At 37.7% G+C, this 15,960-nt stretch carries 14 protein-coding genes and 1 other RNA gene; 7 read left to right on the top strand and 8 right to left on the bottom strand.

Annotation, left to right across the window (positions count from 1 at the left end):
• Positions 1–102: 102 nt before the first annotated feature.
• Both ACOVO2_RS09780 and ACOVO2_RS09775 read right to left on the bottom strand, forming a co-directional pair.
• Positions 103–1,464 carry a glycoside hydrolase family 140 protein gene (locus ACOVO2_RS09780; protein WP_421769787.1) on the bottom strand — a complete coding sequence of 454 codons (1,362 nt, stop codon included), beginning with the start codon at positions 1,462–1,464 and terminating at the stop codon, positions 103–105.
• A 70-nt stretch (positions 1,465–1,534) separates the two neighbouring features.
• Positions 1,535–2,488, bottom strand: coding sequence for a 2-hydroxyacid dehydrogenase (locus ACOVO2_RS09775; RefSeq protein ID WP_421769786.1), 954 nt, complete (start codon positions 2,486–2,488; stop codon positions 1,535–1,537).
• Positions 2,489–2,624: 136 nt separating this feature from the next.
• Between ACOVO2_RS09775 and pdxA the strand changes: the two genes are divergently transcribed.
• Positions 2,625–3,701 carry a 4-hydroxythreonine-4-phosphate dehydrogenase PdxA gene (pdxA, locus tag ACOVO2_RS09770; protein ID WP_421769785.1) on the top strand — a complete coding sequence of 359 codons (1,077 nt, stop codon included), beginning with the start codon at positions 2,625–2,627 and terminating at the stop codon, positions 3,699–3,701.
• Between the two features lie 104 nt (positions 3,702–3,805).
• Here pdxA and ACOVO2_RS09765 read toward each other — a convergent pair whose 3' ends face one another.
• Entirely contained in the window at positions 3,806–4,639 is an 834-nt protein-coding gene (locus ACOVO2_RS09765; protein ID WP_421769784.1) for a tyrosine-type recombinase/integrase, read from the bottom strand.
• 140 nt (positions 4,640–4,779) lie between these two features.
• Between ACOVO2_RS09765 and ACOVO2_RS09760 the strand changes: the two genes are divergently transcribed.
• The gene (locus ACOVO2_RS09760; protein ID WP_421769783.1) at positions 4,780–6,168 is read left to right on the top strand and encodes a sodium:solute symporter family protein; all 1,389 of its coding nucleotides are present in this window, start codon (positions 4,780–4,782) and stop codon (positions 6,166–6,168) included.
• On the top strand, positions 6,161–6,580 hold the full coding sequence (locus tag ACOVO2_RS09755) for a DUF1801 domain-containing protein (RefSeq protein ID WP_421769782.1): 420 nt from the start codon (positions 6,161–6,163) through the stop codon (positions 6,578–6,580). The genes ACOVO2_RS09760 and ACOVO2_RS09755 overlap by 8 nt, the downstream gene beginning before the upstream one ends.
• Here the strand turns inward: ACOVO2_RS09755 and ACOVO2_RS09750 are convergent.
• A complete protein-coding gene (locus ACOVO2_RS09750) occupies positions 6,575–7,789 on the bottom strand; it encodes an NAD(P)/FAD-dependent oxidoreductase (protein WP_421769781.1) in 1,215 nt (404 codons plus the stop codon). The two genes, ACOVO2_RS09755 and ACOVO2_RS09750, sit on opposite strands and share 6 nt — an antisense overlap.
• A 102-nt stretch (positions 7,790–7,891) precedes the next feature.
• Positions 7,892–8,386 carry a hypothetical protein gene (locus tag ACOVO2_RS09745; protein WP_421769780.1) on the bottom strand — a complete coding sequence of 165 codons (495 nt, stop codon included), beginning with the start codon at positions 8,384–8,386 and terminating at the stop codon, positions 7,892–7,894.
• A 69-nt stretch (positions 8,387–8,455) separates the two neighbouring features.
• Here ACOVO2_RS09745 and ACOVO2_RS09740 point away from each other — a divergent pair, with 69 nt between their 5' ends.
• The 4 genes from ACOVO2_RS09740 (at position 8,456) to ACOVO2_RS09725 (ending at position 12,977) form a co-directional block, all read left to right on the top strand.
• Positions 8,456–10,576 carry a Tex family protein gene (locus ACOVO2_RS09740; protein WP_421769779.1) on the top strand — a complete coding sequence of 707 codons (2,121 nt, stop codon included), beginning with the start codon at positions 8,456–8,458 and terminating at the stop codon, positions 10,574–10,576.
• 50 nt (positions 10,577–10,626) lie between these two features.
• Positions 10,627–11,003: a transfer-messenger RNA gene (ssrA, locus tag ACOVO2_RS09735) on the top strand.
• Between the two features lie 128 nt (positions 11,004–11,131).
• Entirely contained in the window at positions 11,132–11,725 is a 594-nt protein-coding gene (locus ACOVO2_RS09730; protein WP_421769778.1) for a pyridoxamine 5'-phosphate oxidase family protein, read from the top strand.
• Positions 11,726–11,816: 91 nt separating this feature from the next.
• A complete protein-coding gene (locus ACOVO2_RS09725) occupies positions 11,817–12,977 on the top strand; it encodes an aldose epimerase family protein (protein ID WP_421769777.1) in 1,161 nt (386 codons plus the stop codon).
• 55 nt (positions 12,978–13,032) lie between these two features.
• Here the strand turns inward: ACOVO2_RS09725 and hisD are convergent, their stop codons facing one another.
• From hisD to hisG, 3 genes are read right to left on the bottom strand one after another with little or no spacing between them, the layout of a single operon-like run.
• The gene (gene hisD / locus ACOVO2_RS09720) at positions 13,033–14,304 is read right to left on the bottom strand and encodes a histidinol dehydrogenase (protein ID WP_421769776.1); all 1,272 of its coding nucleotides are present in this window, start codon (positions 14,302–14,304) and stop codon (positions 13,033–13,035) included.
• 22 nt (positions 14,305–14,326) lie between these two features.
• Entirely contained in the window at positions 14,327–14,905 is a 579-nt protein-coding gene (locus ACOVO2_RS09715) for a Uma2 family endonuclease (RefSeq protein ID WP_421769775.1), read from the bottom strand.
• A gap of 28 nt (positions 14,906–14,933) precedes the next feature.
• Positions 14,934–15,803 carry an ATP phosphoribosyltransferase gene (hisG, locus tag ACOVO2_RS09710; protein ID WP_421769774.1) on the bottom strand — a complete coding sequence of 290 codons (870 nt, stop codon included), beginning with the start codon at positions 15,801–15,803 and terminating at the stop codon, positions 14,934–14,936.
• Positions 15,804–15,960: the final 157 nt, after the last annotated feature.

Below are 15,960 nucleotides of genomic sequence, written 5' to 3'. Positions count from 1 at the left end.
GAAGAAGAGGAAGAAGAAAGCATTTCAAAAAAACGTCGATAACAATAAAAATCTTGCAAACGCTTGTTCCTAATTAAAAACGATTAGGAACAACCTCAAAAATCAAGGCATAACGTATTTTTTCGAAGCATCATCTAAAATTAAAACCCAATCGTGTCCATAACCAGAAGAGGGCGGAGTAAATTTCTTTATACCTACATTTTCAAAAACGCCTATTTCACTGATTTGCCCATTTTTAGGGTTAAACCAATTAGCTATTATTTTTTTACCCGTTATTTTACCCATATTTACCGTAAAACTTCTTCCTGTAGCAGCATAAATGTAGGCGTAATCATTCCCACGAGTGGCTTGAATACGCTCATAAGACGACAAGTTATTTTCCACAATCAACGACTGATCGGGGATTCTATCCAAAATTGGTCTTGCTTCAATCAAATTCTTTAAATATTTCACCTGATTTGCAGCAGGCAGTTCAAGAGCCTCCTTCCAGAATAAATGTGGACCATTGACTGGAACTGACATCGGTCGATACATCTGCCAAACATCATGACAACCATAAGTAAAACCAAACGCTCCAGCAAAAACATCTAAATAAATAGCTTTTCTGACATCGTAAGCATTAGTTGTTCCTAAATCTTTGGCATTGAAACACACAGGGTGGTCTTCATAAATGGGTTCACCATCAACTACTGGCTTTGTATTTGGCCGCTCATACGAACCCGCTATGCGATTATACACATCATTATCACGGCAATGCCCAGTTTGAAACATATTGAAATCGAACCAATCATCATTATGAAACCACTCACTTGCACCTGCTTGATTGGGTTGCGGATGAAAAGTAATTAAAACTTTATCGTTACCACCATAAGCCTCAACAACACCTTCGGCCATTGCCCTCCAAATCTTTACATCTTGGGAGCCAACTCTCGGGTTTCGGTCACCACCCAGTATCCAAATAATGTTTTTTCGATTTTTATATCTTTCAGCCATCCATTTTCCAAATACCTTCGCATTTTCAGCATTAAAAATCTCGGGCCCAGTCCCCCATCGGTCTTTATAAATTTTATCACCCCAAGTGGGTAACAAACCAATATTAAGTCCAACCTCGGCGGCTTTATCAATTATAAAATCAACATGCTTAAAATATGCTTCATTAGGTTTTGTAGGGTCGTTATTTATCAAAGGCTTATCGCCGTAAGCATTTGGCGAATTTAAACCATCTATTTCGGCCAAAGCCACTGCTTGAATTACAGTAAACCCCTGCGAAGCTCTTTTGCTAAGGTAATAAGTGGCCGAATCACGGTCAAGAGCATGAAAAAGCTCCCAAGCAGTATCACCCACCCAAACAAACGGCTTATTTTCTTTCAGAATAAATCTTTTATTCGAGCTTACCGTAAAACTTTGGGCAGAAAGATTAAAAATCACAAAGCATAACAATATCGAGTGATGCAGTTTTTTCATTGTAGTCGTTGAAATAGATAGAATTAGGCCCAATTTACCAATTATTTTCTATTTAATAACAACTCACTTTTCATTTTAAACTTGCAATTTTTTCGACCAATACCTCATTAATCTTCACATAAGACTCAAATGTCCAACCAGCAATATGAGGTGTAAAAATTACCCTTTCCGATGATTTTAATCTTTCAAATACTACTTGTTGGTCGAGGGTAAGTTTCTGGAGTTTTTCATTTTCCAAAACATCTAAGCACGCACCTTTTACTTTTCCTTCATCAAGCGAATCAGCCAATGCCGATAAGGATACAATTTCGCCACGCGAAGCATTCACAAAAAATATATTATGCTTGAAACTCGCTAAAAACTCATTATTCACCATCTGACTGCTTTCTGAAGTTAAAGGAATATGTAAACTCAGCACCTCTGCCTCATCAAATATTCTTTCCAGTGAAGCCTCCTCCACAAACTCATCCGAAAAACTCGTTTTATATTTATCATAAGCTAAAACCTTACAGCCAAATGCTCTAAAACGCTTGGCTGTCTCGGAGCCATTGTTGCCATATCCAATGATACCAACTGTCTTGCCCATTAATTCGTATCCTCGGTTTTTCTCACGTTGCCAAACTCCATTTCTTACCTCTTTATCAGCAATCAAGATATTATTCATCAAGCATAAAACCATACCCAGCACGTGTTCGGCAACGGCAACTCTGTTCCCTTCGTTCGCAGCAAAAAGTGCAATATTCCTACGCTCTACATAATCAATATCAATTAAGTCTAAACCTGCCCCTGCCCTACCAATAAATTTTAGTTGATTGGCATTTTGTAATAATTCGGCATCAACAAAGGTTTTACTTCTAATGATTAACCCTGTACAATTTTTTAATTTTTCGATGATTTCAACACGACTAATTTTAGGTTGATAATCTGTTTGAAAACCTAAATTTTCGAGCATTGGCATCAAGCTAAGGTGCATTTCATCGACTATCAGTACCAAACCTTTATTCATAACATTGTTTGTATTCACAGGATTTTTTTTATAATTTGATTGTCAGTAACTTGCAGCAAAATTAAGATTCAGTAGTCGGATAGTCATAGTTTTATTTTCTTTTTTATCAGAAATAACTATGATAACCCAAAAATCATTTAAATCCTGTCAGAAAGTGAGCGAAAATCAAAAACCAATTATTGGTATAAGCATCGGAGACTTTAATGGAATTGGCCCTGAAGTTATCCTAAAAGCAGTCGGCGGCAATCGACTAAACAAAATCTGTACACCTGTTATTTATGGCTCTGGTAAAGTGATCAACCGATACCGTCAGTTACTCGAAATGAAAGATTGGCAGTTTTTTACGATTCATAAGGTCGAGCAAATCAACCATAAACAAGTAAACGTTATTAATTGTATGAGCGACCAAACTTTGGAGGTTCAGCCCGGTACAATTACTCCTGAAGCAGGAAAACTGGCATTTGAATCGCTGAAACGTGCAGTGGAGGATTTAAAGGCGGGTAAAATTGATGCGTTGGTTACGGCTCCCATCAATAAGCATAATATTCAAAGCGATGATTTCAAGTTTCCGGGTCACACTGAGTTTTTGGCAGATGCTTTTGGTGTAAACAAAGAGTTGATGTTTATGGTCAGTGAAAACCTGAAAATCGGAGTAGCAACTGCTCATATTCCATTAGAACAAGTAAAAAAAACAATCAGTAAAGAACTTATTATTAGTAAATTAGACCAGATAAAATCATCATTGATTCGTGATTTTGGGAAACAAAAACCTAAAATTGCGGTATTGGGTTTAAATCCTCATGCTGGAGAAAATGGCTTGCTCGGAAGTGAAGAAAAGGAAGTAATTGAACCAGCTTTAACTGAATACAAAAAGAAAGGAAATCTGGTTTTTGGCCCATTTCCAGCCGATGGTTTTTTTGGAACAGCCGCTTGGAAAAACTACGATGCCGTATTGGCGATGTATCACGACCAAGGCTTGATGCCATTTAAAATGCTTGCTTTTGAAAACGGAGTTAACTTCACAGCGGGCTTGCCTAAAGTACGCACTTCGCCCGACCACGGCACAGCTTATGATATTGCAGGAAAAAACATAGCTGATGAATCTTCTATGCTAAATGCCATCTACATGGCCATTGATATTGCCAAAAATCGTGAAGAATTGGCCGATTTAGAGGCAGGTTCAATGAAAAAGAAAACAATCGTGCTGAAGGAAGCCAGCATGGAAGACTAACTTGAGTTCTGAATACTGAGTGCTAAGTTCTGAGTTAAGCTATGTCAATGATGTAACTAACTCAGAACTATAAACCGCAATAGCGGACCGCTCAAAATTCAGAACTATACATCAAGGTCTTCAAATGGACTTCTGATATTCACTAGCTCAACAACAGCAATTTGATTATAGATTGCTGTTGTCTGTAAATATTTATGACCCAAGATTTCTTGTAGTAAATGTATATCCATTCCTCGTTCTAAACAATGTACGGCATAGCTGTGTCGTAGCGTATGCACCGAAGCATCTTTATCAATTTTGGCTTTACTCATTGCTTGTTGAAAAACTAATTGCACACTGCGTGGGCTATATGTTTTCCCATTTTCGCCACCAAAAAGTAAATCTTGGGGACTATACTTTTCGATATAGGCTTTTAGGATTGGAATAAGTTTCTTCGGTAACATGAGCGTCCGTCCTTTTTCTGATTTTGAAGGTGAAACTACGATTTCCTTTTTTTCAAAATCAACATCCGAAATCTTCATGTTTAAAACATCACTCAATTTCAAACCAGCTGCATAAATTATGGACATCAATGCTTTGTGTTTCAGATTATCCAAAACATCAATAATTTTCGCTACTTCCTTCTCAGTTAAAATATCCGGAAGGCTTTCACTTTTCGATTCGCCATTTGCTTTAATTCCAAGTTTACGATTAAAAATTACCTCATAAAATAGTTTTATGGCTTTACCTGCCTGTAATGAGGCATCAATCGTATTCCCTTTTTTTTCTCCAAGTTCGACCAAATATGCCGAAATAAGCTCTTCGGTAATTTTGCTTTGGGGTAAATCTCTGAAGTGGTTATAAAACACAAAAATAGCATTTCGATAAGCGGCGATTGTTTGTGAATTATACTTTCCTTTTCTTAGAATTTCTGTAAATCGTTCAATTAGATGGGTCACAGCTGCGTAAAAATTAAATAAAGGGTTTAAAATGCGAAAAATATAAATAATGACTGTAATATAAAAGCAAAGTAACATCCAATTACTTTTTTTTTATGATTTTTGCATAAATTTTTGTCAAAATTGTAATTTTCAATGTAATGCTCATAGGATTTATAGTGCTGTATTTGCTAATAACAATCTGTGTAGGTTGGTATGCATCCAAGTTTGTAAAAAATGCCAGTGACTTCGCAATAGCTGGCCGTCGTATGCCAACATACGTAGTTGCATCTGGCTTATTTGCAACGTGGTTTGGGTCAGAAACAGTAATGGGTGCAAGTGCTGAATTTGTAGAACACGGACTTTTGGGAGTCATCGAAGACCCCTTTGGGGCGGCAATGTGTCTATTACTTTTAGGTTTGTTTTTTGCTCGACCGCTCTACAAGCTCAATATTCTAACTTTCAGCGATTATTTTAATATCCGATATAGCAAAAAGGTAGAATGGGTTTCGGCAATTTTTATGATACCTTCATATTTTGGTTGGATTGCCGCACAATTGGTTGCTTTAGCAATAATTCTTCAGGCAATTGCCAACATACCGTTTGTTTGGGGCGTAATTATTTGTGCTTCAGTTGTACTATTTTATACCTACATTGGCGGAATGTGGTCGGTTGCCATCACTGATACTGTACAAACAGCGGTCATCATAGTAGGAATGTTAATATTGATGCTCGAACTGGTAGGGCAAATTGGTGGTTGGCAACAAATGATTGCCAAAACTCCCGAAGATTTTTTTAGATTCACACCCAAAGAAAATACAATTCCGAGTTGGGTGGCTTACTTTGGGGCTTGGATAACTATTGGTTGGGGCTCAATTCCACAGCAAGATGTTTTTCAGCGTACGCTCTCGGCAAAATCTGAAAAAGTGGCAGTCAATAGTGCTTATTGGTCAGCAATTATGTATCTCTCAATTGCTGCTATGCCTTTAGTTATTGCACTCTGTGGCACACTTTTGTACCCAGATATCAAACAAGGAGATACTCAAATGACAATCCCAATTTTGGTTTTAAAACATACTTCCGTCGGAATGCAAGTCATATTTTTTGGAGCATTACTCTCTGCCATTTTAAGTACATGCAGCGGTTCTATTTTGGCCCCTGCAACTGTTTTAGGTGAAAACATCATAAAGCCACTCTATGGAGAAAAAATTTCGGATGAAAAATTACTACAACTTATGCGACTTTCAACCATAGGTATTACCCTTATTGGTGTTGCATTATCTTTGTTTAAAGCAGAAATTTATGAATTAGTTGGCGAGTCATCGGCACTAAGTCTTGTTGCCCTATTTGTGCCTTTAGTTGCGGGCCTTTACTGGAAAAAAGCGAATGCACTCGGTGCAATTCTCTCAATGACTCTGGGAACTACCGTCTGGACATTCTTTGAGTTTTACGAAACCGAAATTCCATCAATGATTTGGGGTTTGTTGGCAAGTATCGGCGGTATGATTATTGGTTCATTTATCTCAAAAACACCATTAACCAATGAATAAATACATTTCTATTGAAGATTTTATTGAAAGTCAAGAACCTAAGATTTCAGCGTTGTTATACCAATTACGAAGAACAGTCTTGAATGCCCACCCAAAAATGATAGAACGTTTTATGTTTAATACTACTATGTTTGGGGTAAAAAATGAGTTTTGTTATTTTGTGGTACTAAAGAAAAATGCTGGAGTGGAAGTAGGTTTTCATCGTGGCTTCCAGATGTCGAATGAGCAAGGCTTACTAGCATCGAAAAAACGCAAATTTATTCACGGAGTTACATTTAGAGATTTAGAAGATTTTAAAAAGAAAGAGGCTTCTTTTAAGGAAATCCTGCAAGAAGCCATTATTCTCGATGATATTAACGAAAAATCTATTTTCTCCGAAATTCTGCAAGCTGGACGCAAAAAAAAATCATAGATTTTGGGCAGCAATCCAACCGCCAGTCCAAGCCGCTTGAAAATTAAAACCGCCAGTGATGGCATCAATATTTAGCACTTCACCAGCCATAAATAAAGTTGGATATTGCTTCAAACTATAAGTTTCAAAATCTACTTCTGATAAATCTACCCCGCCCGCAGTAACGAATTCTTCTTTGAAGGTACTTTTACCATTCACTTCAAACGTACAGGCAGTAAGCTGTTCAACCAATCTTTGGATATGTTTTTTACCAGTTTCAGCCCACTTCTGAAACTCTCCAATCTGAGCAGCTTTGCATAGATTTTTCCATAATCTAATCGGCAAGCCAAACTCGGCATTAGCCATTACGTTCTTTTTCTGCTGTGTATTGATTTGATTGTGTAAGTGATTTCGCACCGCCTCAATATTTTTATCGCCTAACCAATTTACTTTAATCGAAAACTTGTAGGCTGAGGCATTCAATTCTCTTGCGGCCCATGCCGATAGTTTCAAAATTCCCGGCCCCGAAAGCCCCCAATGAGTAATCAAGGTTGGTCCATTGCTTTCAAACTGAGTTTTCTGAATATTAATGATAGCATTTGGCACCGAAAGGCCCATTAAATCGGCCAATCTTTCGTCTTTTATATTAAATGTAAAAAGGGAAGGAACTGGCTCAACGATTTTTATTTTTAGTTTTTCGAGTAAAGTCCAAACAGCAGTATCGCTTCCCGTGGCAATCATTAACTTTTTTGTGTATAAAATTCTATCGCCAGCTACACGAAGTTTCCAGTTTGAATGCTCATTTGGCAGATAATCAAAATACTCAACTCTCGAATTGGTCAGGATTTCAATATTATTTCGGCGAGCCGCACCGAGTAAACAATCAATTATCGACTGTGAAGAATCGCTTACTGGAAACATTCTTCCATCTGCTTCTTTTTTTATCTTTACCCCTCTACTCTCAAACCATTCAATCGTGTTGGTGGGATTAAATCTTTTGAAAGGCTCAAGTAATTCATTTTCGCCACGTGGATAAAATTTCACCAGTTTTTCGGGTTCAAAACAGGCGTGCGTAACATTACAACGCCCTCCGCCTGATACTTTAACTTTCTGCAAAACATCTCTTCCACGCTCCAAAATTGCGATTTTTAAGCCTTTATTCTTTTCTGCGGCGTTAATTGCAGCAAAAAATCCAGCGGCACCTCCACCAACAACGATTATATCATACATTTTTAAAGTCCACGGTCAATAGTCAATAGTCAACAGTATTTCAATATATTGACTATTAACTTGTTAGCAAATTTAGATTTTCATTAAAGTACCTGCAATCGTCTATTTCAAATATTTTTCTTCAAAGTAAACCTTTTTTTCTCGTAAAACAGTTACCAAACTTTCGATTTCTTTTGGTGCTTTTCCAAATTCAAAAGTCACTTTGTGTTTTGAATCGCCTTTCATAATTTCTACCCATTCGGCACCACCATCAGCACAATCAGGGCAACCAACTATTTCATTAAGTTTTTTAAATGATTCATAATCAATACTTTTAACGAGCGAATTTTGTAAAGTTGCATCAAGCGATTCTTTGAATGTTTTTGGTGTTCCGCCGATTGCCCCCCTACCTTCGGTATAGAAAACCGTAAAACTAACTTCTCCATTTAGTAAATTCATTTCTTTCCGACACGGACCAACACACATCCCGAAACTTGTGCCATAATTGACTACGTATTCGTTCATAGTCGCCTGACTATCAACCGAATTGCTTTCTTTTTCACAATTTGTAAGGAATAATGTGGAAAGAATCATCACTAAAACAAGTTGCATTTTCATAATTTAATCAGATTTTTGTGAATTATTATTTAGCTATAAGATTCAGATTTTATAAAAAAGGTTGGAACGATGACCACAAAACAAATACAAATTATTGCCCAAACCGTGGGCGTACCCGAAAAAAGTATACAAAATACCATAAATTTATTAGATGAAGGTGCTACTGTTCCGTTTATTTCTCGATACAGAAAAGAGATGACAGGTAGCATGGACGAAGTGCAAGTGGCTGATACCAAGGAACTTTACAATAAGTTCATGGAGGCCGATAAACGTCGTGAAGCAATTATCAAATCGATTGAAGAGCAAGGCAAAATGACACCCGAGTTATTGAGCAAACTCAATAATGCTCTTTATCTCAATGAGTTAGAAGATTTATATTTACCTTATAAACAAAAACGAAAAACCCGAGCAACGGTCGCCATCGAGAAAGGACTCGAACCTTTGGCTAAGATTATTTTCGCTCAAAAAGATAGAAATATCGAAGCCATTGCCGAAAAATATCTGAATGATAAGGTTGAAAGTGTGGAAGAGGCACTTCAAGGAGCAAGAGATATTATGGCTGAGTGGATTAACGAAGATATTCAGGCCCGAAATGCAGTTAGACGATTATTTGAGCGTGAAGCAATTATCACTTCTAAAGTAAAAAAAGGTAAAAAAGAAGACGGTATCAAATACCAAGATTATTACGAATTTTCTGAGCCATTATCAAAAATCCCATCACACCGACTTTTGGCCCTGCGTCGTGGCGAAGAAGAAGGATTTTTGTCGATTGATATTTCGATTGAAACTGAGCGTGGCGTTGATGCCCTCGACCGAATTTATTTGAAAGGTTTACCCGAAGCCAAAGAACAAGTTGAACAAGCAATCAGCGACTCTTATGACCGACTTTTGAAACCAAGTATCGAAACCGAGTTTAGTAATATCTCCAAACAAAAAGCTGATAGTGAGGCCATTAAGATTTTCGTAACGAACCTCCGCCAACTTTTATTAGCTTCGCCACTCGGACAAAAAAGAGTTTTGGGAATTGACCCAGGTTTCCGTACGGGTTGTAAAACTGTTTGCCTCAACGAACAGGGAGATTTGATTTACGATACAGTTATTTATCCAATGACCAAGCAAATGGAAGCCGAAGCCGTCATCAAAAAATTGGTTTTGGAATATAAAATTGATGCGATTGCCATCGGTAACGGCACAGCCAGCCGAGAAACTGAATCATTGGTAAAATCAGTTGTGAAAAACGGTAATTTGAAAGCAGCCGTTCACATGGTTTCTGAGCAAGGGGCATCCATTTATTCGGCTTCGCCAATTGCTCGTGAAGAATTCCCCGACAAAGACGTAACCGTCAGAGGAGCGGTTTCGATTGGTAGAAGATTAATGGACCCGCTGGCTGAACTCGTAAAAATCGACCCAAAATCTATTGGAGTTGGGCAATATCAGCACGATGTTGAGCAGAAAATGCTTAAAGAAAGCCTCGATTCGGTGGTTGAAAGTTGTGTAAACTTAGTTGGCGTTGAGCTGAACACTGCCAGTAAACACCTTTTAAGTTATGTATCGGGCTTAGGGCCTGCTTTGGCACAAAATATCGTAGAATATCGTGCAAAAAACGGAGCATTTAGTTCGAGAGAAGAGTTAAAGAAAGTACCAAGATTAGGAGCAAAAGCATTTGAACAAAGTGCGGGATTCTTGCGTATTCGTGGAGCCGAAAATCCACTCGATAATTCGGCGGTTCACCCAGAAACCTACCCTATTGTGCAAAAAATGGCCAAAGATTTGGGCGTAAAAGTAGCCGAACTCATTGGTAATGAACAGCTTAAATCAAAAATTGTTCTTAAAAATTATGTAACAGATAAAGTTGGTTTGCCAACACTCAACGATATTTTATCTGAACTCCAAAAACCTGGCCGTGACCCACGCGAGGCTCTCGAAGCATTTGAATTTGCCTCAGATGTTCATACCATCGAAGATTTGAAAGAGGGCATGATTCTGCCAGGGATTGTAACCAACATTACGGCTTTCGGCTGTTTTGTTGATGTGGGCGTGCATCAAGATGGCTTGGTTCACGTTTCGCAAATGGCTAATCGTTTCATTAAAGACCCGAACGAAGTTGTGAAGGTGCATCAAAAAGTACAAGTAAAAGTGATGGAAATTGATATTCCAAGAAAACGTATTGGGCTTTCGATGAAGTTTTAGTTTTGGCTTCTGAACTAAATTCTTTAATTTTGCATTTATACTAGTGCAACGGGGACGACCGGTTTTGACGGCGTGAGTGGTTGCGAGTAAAAGCATGTCGGGAGTTGGTAGAATCTCCTGTTAAAAATTCTTCCGAACAATAACTGGCAATACTTCGTATGCCATGGCTGCTTAATTCCGGAGTGAATTAACCATTTAGCCACATCCCGCCTTGGCTAACCTCTGCCGCTGGGGAGTTCGGGGTGTCGACCTTGCAGAGGCGATTACTTTCGGGGAACTTGTTTGTAATTAGTATTTAGGTTTCTAAGGAATAGATTTGGTATGTCGGACACCGACCTATTCTCGAATAAATAAGACCGAATAAACATGTAGAAGGCTCGACGATTGCCAAGTTCGGACCAGGGTTCGAGTCCCTGCGTCTCCACAAAGGCTAAAAGTCTGATAATCGTAAGGTTATCAGACTTTTTTTATTTTCATAAACATTCTTTCTCAACAGTCAGTTTCAATTTTAAATCATTTACAACTATTAAAAATTACATACCAGTCCATCTTTTCATGAGAGAAACACTTTTAGGAAACGATTTAATTGAAATTGAAAAACAAATTTGGCTTTTACTCCAACAATCCGTTAAAACTGCAAAGTCGCCATTTCATCAAGCTTATGTCGCTACAATTAATAATAACTTTCCCGAACAACGAACAGTAGTTTTGAGAAATATCAATATTGAAGAAAAAAAACTTCGTTTCCATACCGATATTCGTTCCGAAAAAATTGAGCATCTCAATCATAATAATTCGCTAAGTTGGTTGTTTTATGATGCCGAACTCAAACTTCAACTCAGAATATATACCAAAGCAGAAATACACTATAATGATGAAATAGCCGATATTGCTTGGAATAACTCAAGATTGGCCAGTAAAATGTGCTACACTACACAAGCTAAGTCAGGGAGTTTCATTGCAGAACCTGAAATCATTGATGTAAATCAGAAAGATATTGAACCAGAATTACTGCATTTTGCACGTAAGAATTTTTGTATAGTTGAGTCTAAAGCATTTGCGATGGATTTTGTTTTTCTGAATGCAAAGGGCAATAAAAGAGGCTATTTTGATTATTTGACGGAAGACTTTCATTGGCGGCAGATTTAGGAACAATATTTTTTTGGATTAAATGCCTATAAAATACTAACTTACAAGCTCATTTTAGAATTCAATCCAATCTTAAACTCTTCCTTAAATTATGAAACTAAAAGTTCTTGGTATTTTGCTGTGTAGTGCGTTGTTATTCCAAAACTGCACCTCTAAAAAAGCAGAAAGTACCACAATCGATTCAACTACCACTGTTAACAAAATTGAAAAAACAAGCTACGGAAAGCTACCAACTGGCGAAGCGGCTGACCTTTACACACTAAAAAATAGTGCGGGAATGGTGGTAAAGATTACAAACTACGGTGGAATTATCACTTATTGGTCAACGCCAGACAAAAACGGCAAATACACTGATGTAGCACTCGGCTGCGATTCTTTAGGTGGTTATCTAAAAGCTTCACCATATTTCGGAGCATTGATTGGGCGTTATGGAAATAGAATTGCTAAAGGTAAGTTTACACTTGATGGCAAACAATATACTCTGGCACAAAACAATGGAGTAAATGCTCTACACGGTGGAAAGAAAGGCTTTGATAAAGTAATCTGGACAGCGACTCCAATTGATGGCGAAGAACCTCAACTAAAACTCACTTACACCTCAGTGGATGGCGAAGAGGGGTATCCTGGAAAATTGGATGTAGAAGTAATCTACACTTTGCAGAAGGATAATTCATTAAAAATTGACTACAAAGCAACTACCGATAAACCAACAGTTGTAAATTTAACCAACCATGCTTACTTCAATCTCACTGGCGATTTCAGCAAAGAAATCCTCGACCATGAAGTAATGCTTAATGCCGATAAGTTCTTGCCAGTTGATGAGACACTAATCCCAACGGGCGAATTAAAAGCAGTAGCAGGAACTCCTTTTGATTTTACGAAATCATTCAAAATTGGTGCAAGAATCAATGATGTAAAAGACGAGCAAATCAAATATGGGAAAGGTTATGACCACTGTTGGGTAGCAACTGATTCGAGCAAAACTCTGAAAAGCATTGCAACAGTTTATGAGCCAACTTCTGGCCGTGTAATGGAAGTTTTAACGACTGAACCTGCTGTGCAGTTTTATACAGGAAATTTCTTAGATGGTGTTCCGGCTGGTAAAGGAGTAAACTACAAATTCCGAACTGGATTTTGTTTAGAAACACAGCACTATCCTGATTCACCCAATCAGCCTAAATTCCCGAGTACGGTTCTAAAACCAAATGAAACTTACAAAACAACAACAGTTTATAAGTTTTCTGCCAAATAAATCTACGATGATTCTACGGAAGACTTCCCTTTGAGGGAGGTCTTCCGTGATTAACTTAACTCAACAAACTCTCCATCCTCAATGTTACTGCACGTTTGTGAGCTTCTAATGATTCAGCTTCAGCCATCAACTCTACAGTACGCCCGATATTTAAAATACCTTGTTTTGATATTTCTTGAAAAGTAATTTTCTTCACAAAACTATCTACCGAAACCCCACTGTAGGCTCTTGCATAACCGTTTGTTGGCAATGTATGATTTGTTCCCGAAGCATAATCTCCGCAAGATTCTGGGGTATAATTTCCTAAAAATATCGAACCTGCATTGATAATTTGCTCGCCAATTTCATTATAATTTTCAACTGCCAAAATCAAATGCTCAGGAGCATATTCGTTGAGCATATCGACACAATCTTGTTGATTTTCGAGCAATATAATTTTTGAGTTTTCGATTGCTTTTGCCGCTAAGTCTTTCCGTGGCAGTCGATTCAACTGCCCAGAAACAGCTAAGTTTACTGCCGATACAAACTTTTTGCTTGTAGAAACTAACAAAACTTGGCTATCGGCACCATGTTCGGCTTGAGAAAGTAAATCAGAAGCTACAAACGATGGAACTGCCGAATCATCTGCCATAACAGCAACTTCCGATGGGCCAGCTGGCATGTCAATCGCTACACCTTCTTTGCTCAATAATTGTTTAGCGGCTGTTACATATTGGTTTCCCGGTCCAAAAATTTTATAAACTTGTGGAATTGTCTCGGTTCCGTAAGCCATGGCAGCGATCGCTTGAGCTCCTCCTATTCGGAAAACTTTAGTTATACCAACTAATTTTGCTGCATAGTAAATAGCTGGGTGATTGCTCGGCGAACATAAAATTCGTTCTTGGCACTCAGCAATTTGTGCGGGAATACCCAACATCAAGACCGTAGAGAAAAGCGGAGCAGTTCCGCCCGGGATATAAAATCCGACCTTCTGAATTCCAACGCTTTTCCTCCAGCATCTTACGCCCTCCATCGTTTCAATAACTTCGGGGGTTTGTTTTTGAGCTTTATGAAAAGTATGAATGTTTTTGTATGCTTGCTGAATCGCTTCTTTCAGTTCATCGGATAGTTGGCTTTCTGCAGCATCAATTTCTTCTTGCGAAACTTGAAAATCGGTGATTTCAATTTTATCGAACTTGAGTGCAAATTCTTTAAGTGCGGTATCGCCTTCGAGTTTTACTTTTTGAAGAATTGGTAATACTTTTTGCTCTATTTCGGCCATTTCTTGCACAGGACGAGCAAGAAGTTGCTTCCATTCGGAGCGTTGTGGAAATGATATGATATTCATTTAATTTATTCTATATGATTCTTTATTCAACGATTGTGTCAAAAATCGTATCCATATCTACTTCAAAACCTTGTAATAGTTGACTTTTTATCGTTTTTTCAGCAATTGGTAATGCTTGAAAAGTATTACCTTCTAATATATATTGATGAATCACTTGTTCGTAAGGATAAACAACCCAATATTCTTTCACTCCAGCTTGTTCATAAATCTGAAACTTTTGAGTCATCTCTTTACGGGAATTGCCAAGCGATAATATTTCAATAACTAAGTCAGGAGACCCAACGCAACCCTGTTTTTTTATTTTTGAAGCATCACATATTACGCACAAATCAGGCTGCACAACGGTTTCGCCTTCACCTTTAATTGACGGTAAATAAACATCAAATGGGGCAGCTATAACCCTGCAAGGCTTTTTTCGCAGGAAGTATGCCAAATTAAAATGCAGATTACCGCTTATTATTTGATGTGTACTCGTTGGTGCTGGCGACATTTTAGCAACATAACCACGCAATAACTCAACCCTCTCATGAAACTTCCATGAAAGATAATCTTTAAAGGTATAAGCCTTTGTGAGGTCTAATTGTTCGAGACTTGTTATCATGTTGATAAAGTTTTATTCAACAATCCGCTCAGTAAATCATTTTTTCGATTGGAATTACCAAAATACCCTCTGCTCCTGCCGAACGAATGGCTTCGATATTTTCCCAAAACTGATTTTCTTCCAAAACCGAATGAATCGAACTCCAACCTTCCATAGCCAATGGCACGATGGTGGGGCTTTTCATTCCTGGAATCATGTTGATAATATCTTGGAGTTTATCGTTCGGTGCATTCAATAAAATGTATTTATAATTTTGAGCTGTTTGTACGGCTTTGATTCTAAATAACAATTTGTTGAGCGTATCGTGTTTTGATTTTGCTAATTTTTTATTTGAAATCAAAATCGCTTCCGAACGGAAAATGGTTTCAACCTCTTTTAATCCATTGCTCAAAAGTGTACTTCCCGAACTTACGATATCGCACACGCCTTCGGCTAAGCCAATGCTTGGAGCAATTTCAACCGAACCACTAATTTCGTGAATTTCGGCTTTTACGCCTTGTTCTTTTAGATAATTGGCAAGAATCCGTGGATATGAAGTAGCGATGCTTTTTCCTTGAAAATCATCAACACCTTTATATTCTACACCACGAGGAACGGCAATTGACAATCGGCATTTTGAAAAACCTAGTCGGTAGGTTACCTCTGCCTTGCGATTTGTTTCCACAAAAACATTTTCTCCTACAATTCCAATATCGGCCACACCATCTTCGACGTAACCCGGAATATCATCATCCCTTAAAAACAAAAACTCCGCAGGAAAATTTGATGAGGAGGTTTTGAGTTTCCCTGTTCCGCTTTCAAACTTTATTCCACACTCTTTAAACAATCTGAACGAATCCTCGCTCAATCTACCCGATTTTTGGAGGGCAATTCTTAATATTGAATCTGTATTTGGCATTTGAATTGAAAAATATCTTTGGTCAAAGCACAAAATTAACTTAATCGCTTGTCAATGACAAAATAATATTCGGTTATCAGTAAAACATTTGTCTTTATTGTAAAAAAAAAACTTTCAAAATATTTTGAAAATTAAATTTAAAACTTATAAATTTACA

This window comes from Emticicia sp. (assembly GCF_049241225.1).
Taxonomy (GTDB): Bacteria; Bacteroidota; Bacteroidia; order Cytophagales; family Spirosomataceae; genus Emticicia.
Note: the sequence above shows the minus strand (reverse complement) of the source record. Positions and strands in the feature narration are given on the sequence as shown.

Coding starts and splice junctions, on each gene's coding strand:
- ACOVO2_RS09730 (WP_421769778.1), top strand. CDS start 11,132: ATGAGAGAAACACTTTTAGGAAACGATTTAATTGAAATTGAAAAACAA.
- ACOVO2_RS09725 (WP_421769777.1), top strand. CDS start 11,817: ATGAAACTAAAAGTTCTTGGTATTTTGCTGTGTAGTGCGTTGTTATTC.
- ACOVO2_RS09715 (WP_421769775.1), bottom strand. CDS start 14,905: ATGATAACAAGTCTCGAACAATTAGACCTCACAAAGGCTTATACCTTT.
- hisD (WP_421769776.1), bottom strand. CDS start 14,304: ATGAATATCATATCATTTCCACAACGCTCCGAATGGAAGCAACTTCTT.
- ACOVO2_RS09750 (WP_421769781.1), bottom strand. CDS start 7,789: ATGTATGATATAATCGTTGTTGGTGGAGGTGCCGCTGGATTTTTTGCT.
- hisG (WP_421769774.1), bottom strand. CDS start 15,803: ATGCCAAATACAGATTCAATATTAAGAATTGCCCTCCAAAAATCGGGT.
- ACOVO2_RS09755 (WP_421769782.1), top strand. CDS start 6,161: ATGAATAAATACATTTCTATTGAAGATTTTATTGAAAGTCAAGAACCT.
- ACOVO2_RS09740 (WP_421769779.1), top strand. CDS start 8,456: ATGACCACAAAACAAATACAAATTATTGCCCAAACCGTGGGCGTACCC.
- ACOVO2_RS09780 (WP_421769787.1), bottom strand. CDS start 1,464: ATGAAAAAACTGCATCACTCGATATTGTTATGCTTTGTGATTTTTAAT.
- ACOVO2_RS09760 (WP_421769783.1), top strand. CDS start 4,780: ATGCTCATAGGATTTATAGTGCTGTATTTGCTAATAACAATCTGTGTA.
- ACOVO2_RS09745 (WP_421769780.1), bottom strand. CDS start 8,386: ATGAAAATGCAACTTGTTTTAGTGATGATTCTTTCCACATTATTCCTT.